The organism is Hydrogenivirga sp., assembly GCF_056450045.1.
In genome coordinates this window covers 1-3,152 of the sequence record NZ_JBWONM010000225.1, presented here as the reverse complement: position 1 = coordinate 3,152, position 3,152 = coordinate 1, and the positions used below count along the sequence as shown (strand labels likewise).

The window sequence follows — 3,152 nt, the reverse complement described above, 5'->3', positions numbered from 1 at the left end:
CTGCCTTATGTCCTCGTGGGCGAGCTCCCTGTCAAAGCTGACCGACTCGGTGAACTCCTCAACGAACTCGTCCGTCTTCTCTGAAAACCTGCCACTCCAAGGCTTTTCCATGAAAGAAATTTTAAGGCACTGCCTTTGAAAAATCTCCCCGGAATGCTATATTATCCTCTCATGAAACTCAGGCTTAAGGTCTTCAGATACAACCCTTCCGACGGAAAGAGGGGATATGAGAGCTTTGAGCTTGAATACAAGGACGGGATGACCTTCCTTGATGCCTTTCACAGGATAAAGGAGATCGACCCCTCCTTTACCTTCAGGCACTTCTGCAGGGCTGGTATATGCGGAACGTGTACGGTTTTCATAAACGGCTTTCCTGTCTTAGCCTGCAGGGAGCAGGTTCTTCCCTACGTCCTGACGGAGCAGGAGGTCCTCGTTGAGCCCCTTGACAAGTTCCCCCTGATAAAGGACCTCGCCGTTGACCATGAGGACGTAATAAGGAGGATGAAGGGCTTCCAGACCTGGATAAAGGAGTTCAAGGGTGAGGTGAGGATACCTCCCGAGGTCAGCAGGAGGATTGAGAAGGCTGCTGACTGCATCCTATGCTCCGCCTGTCAGTCCTACTGCCCGCAGGTTCTTGAGGAAGAGTACGCAGGACCCCTCTTTTTTGCAAAGATATACAGGTTCCTTGAGGACCCGAGGGATCAGGAGAAGGACTTCAGGATAAGGGAGGCTATTGAGGAGGGACATCTCTATCACTGCCTCTCCTGTGACAAGTGCAACAGCTCCTGCCCCAAGGAGGTCCAGCCCGCCACCCTGATAAGGGAGCTGATGACCTATATTAGAGAACATGGCAAGGCAAACTGTTAGATACGTCTGTCAGTCCTGCGGATACCAGTCGGTCAAGTGGAAGGGAAGGTGCCCCTCCTGCGGTGAGTGGAACAGCCTCGCTGAGGAGGTGGTGAGCCCCAGCAGATTTTCCGCTTCGCCAACGACCGCAAAGGTACTCCCCATAGACAGCTGGAGAGAAGAGGAAAGTGAGAGGAGGAGCACGGGCTTTGAGAGCTTGGATCTTGCCCTCGGTGGTGGTCTCGTTCCAGGGCAGGTTGTCCTGATAGCGGGGGAGCCTGGGATAGGTAAGTCAACGCTCCTTCTTCAGGTATCAGACAGGTACACGAGGTACGGCAGGGTTCTCTACGTCTCGGGTGAGGAGTCGGGCGCCCAGATAGCTTTGAGGGGAAGGAGGCTCGGCATAAGCAATCCCGACATACTCCTCTATCCGGAAACGCTCTTTGAACGCATAGTTGACGCCCTGCACCAGGAATCTCCTCAGATGGTAATCCTTGACTCAATCCAAACGGTTTATTCGGAAAAGCTTGAGTCCTCTGCTGGTTCTGTATCTCAGGTCAGGGAGGTCACCTTCAGACTCACGGAGCTCTGCAAGGAGATGGGAATACCCTGCTTCATAGTGGGACAGATCACCAAGGAAGGTGCGATAGCTGGTCCGAAGGTCCTTGAGCACATAGTTGATACGGTTCTGCAGTTTGAAGGGGAGAGGTACAACTTCTACAGGGTGGTCAAGGTCGTAAAAAACAGGTTCGGCTCAACGGGAGAGGTAGCTGTCTTCAAGATGGAGGATTCGGGACTTGAGGAGGTTCCCGAGCCTTCAGCCTTCTTCATAAGCGAGAAGGTCAGCTCTCCGGGAAGTGTCGTCTTCCCCCACACGGAGGGTAGCAAGCCTATACTATTGGAGATACAGTCTTTGGTTCTGCCAGCCCTCTACACAACACCCCAGAGGAGAACCCAGGGCTTTGATGTGAACAGGCTATCCCTCCTCTTAGCTATCCTTGAAAAGGAGGCTAAGGTGTTCACAAGGGACTCGGACGTCTTCATCAACGTCGCGGGCGGTTTATCGGTTAAAGAGCCGGCTGCGGACCTTGCGGTTGCCCTTGCAATAGTGTCTTCAAAGAAGGAGAAGAACATACCCGAGGATACCGTTGTCTTCGGCGAGCTCGGTCTCTCTGGGGAGGTTAGGGCTGTTCACTTCGGCGATGTAAGGCTGAGGGAGGCTCAGAGGTTCGGCTTCAAGAGGGCTATAGTTCCCTCAAGCCTTAACATGGAGCTTGAAGGACTTGAGGTCATCCCCGTCTCTACCCTGAGGGAGGCTGTAGATATCCTCTTTTAGGCATTTTGGGGACGCTTAGGATGCAGAAAGATATATCTTTCTTACTCTTCAATTGAACTTCAATTGGTTTTACGCTAGTATGAACATTCTGTCCGTCTTTCAATGAAATAAGCCCATTTCCTGCACTTCAGATTAATTGAACATACATTCATTAATTATGCATTAGGGCTCAGGACTATAATGCTCAAGGCTTCACGAACATACAGCCCTAATTATCAATTTAAGCCTAAAGTTTTGCACAACTTTAGTGCTTGGCACTCAAGCTTTTACAAGAAAACCACTGTTTTTGATAGAGGGATTTACTCCGAACACATGTTAGAGAATGAACTCGTGACTAAGCATTTGTGAAAACAAATTCTTTTTGAGAGCTTATTGCAATAAACTGCACAAATCATAAGTTATTGATATTTCCAATATTCTGAAAACTTGATATAAAAGCACTCACTTCATGCAAAACTTTAGATAGACCCCTTGCGACCATAAGCGGGATAACCCCACTGTGTTGAGTATCAAAGGAAACAGCATCAGAGGTTGAAGTAAGAAAAGCTTGATTGTATTCAATTCTTAGCTGAGAATGTACGCACCCCAACAGAATCCTGTTGAGGAGGTCTGAAGAGAGCGGATTTATTGTCAGGTCAACACCGCTAAAGTCTACCGAGAAGAGAGGGGAGGGAGGAATACCATCTGGAGGTCTTACGCTTAGATGTATATATGAATTTGATTCTAACTGTATTTTAGGTATCACCGTTTTTTCTGTATCTGGGTTAACGTAGGCTTTGTGAATGAACCTGCCTGAGGTTATAGCCAACCATATACTCTTACCCTTTCCAACGGCCAGCGAGCTTGTAAGAACTATGTCTCCTGCGATAGTTGCTGCTCCGTGTCCTTTGACCGGAATGTTATTAATGAAATCCCTTAGTTCCTGCTCTGTCGTTATGGTTCCCCCGTCCAGAAACACCAGATTCTTCTT

The 3,152-nt window shown here is 49.0% G+C and carries 3 protein-coding genes; 2 read left to right on the top strand and 1 reads right to left on the bottom strand.

What is annotated here, in order from left to right:
* Window positions 1–171 precede the first annotated feature (171 nt).
* A complete protein-coding gene (locus AC1HCM_RS09280) occupies window positions 172–867 on the top strand; it encodes a succinate dehydrogenase/fumarate reductase iron-sulfur subunit (RefSeq protein ID WP_479461480.1) in 696 nt (231 codons plus the stop codon).
* Window positions 848–2,182 (top strand): DNA repair protein RadA, encoded by a 1,335-nt coding sequence (radA, locus tag AC1HCM_RS09275; RefSeq protein ID WP_479461479.1) that lies wholly within the window; start codon window positions 848–850, stop codon window positions 2,180–2,182. The genes AC1HCM_RS09280 and radA overlap by 20 nt, the downstream gene beginning before the upstream one ends.
* Window positions 2,183–2,573: 391 nt before the next feature.
* Here radA and AC1HCM_RS09270 read toward each other — a convergent pair.
* A partial coding sequence (locus AC1HCM_RS09270) for a hypothetical protein (protein ID WP_479461478.1) occupies window positions 2,574–3,152 on the bottom strand: 579 nt, incomplete at its 5' end.

Bases quoted from the DNA above. Each gene is read 5' to 3' on its own strand.
- AC1HCM_RS09280 (WP_479461480.1), top strand. From the start codon at position 172: ATGAAACTCAGGCTTAAGGTCTTCAGATACAACCCTTCCGACGGAAAG.
- radA (WP_479461479.1), top strand. From the start codon at position 848: ATGGCAAGGCAAACTGTTAGATACGTCTGTCAGTCCTGCGGATACCAG.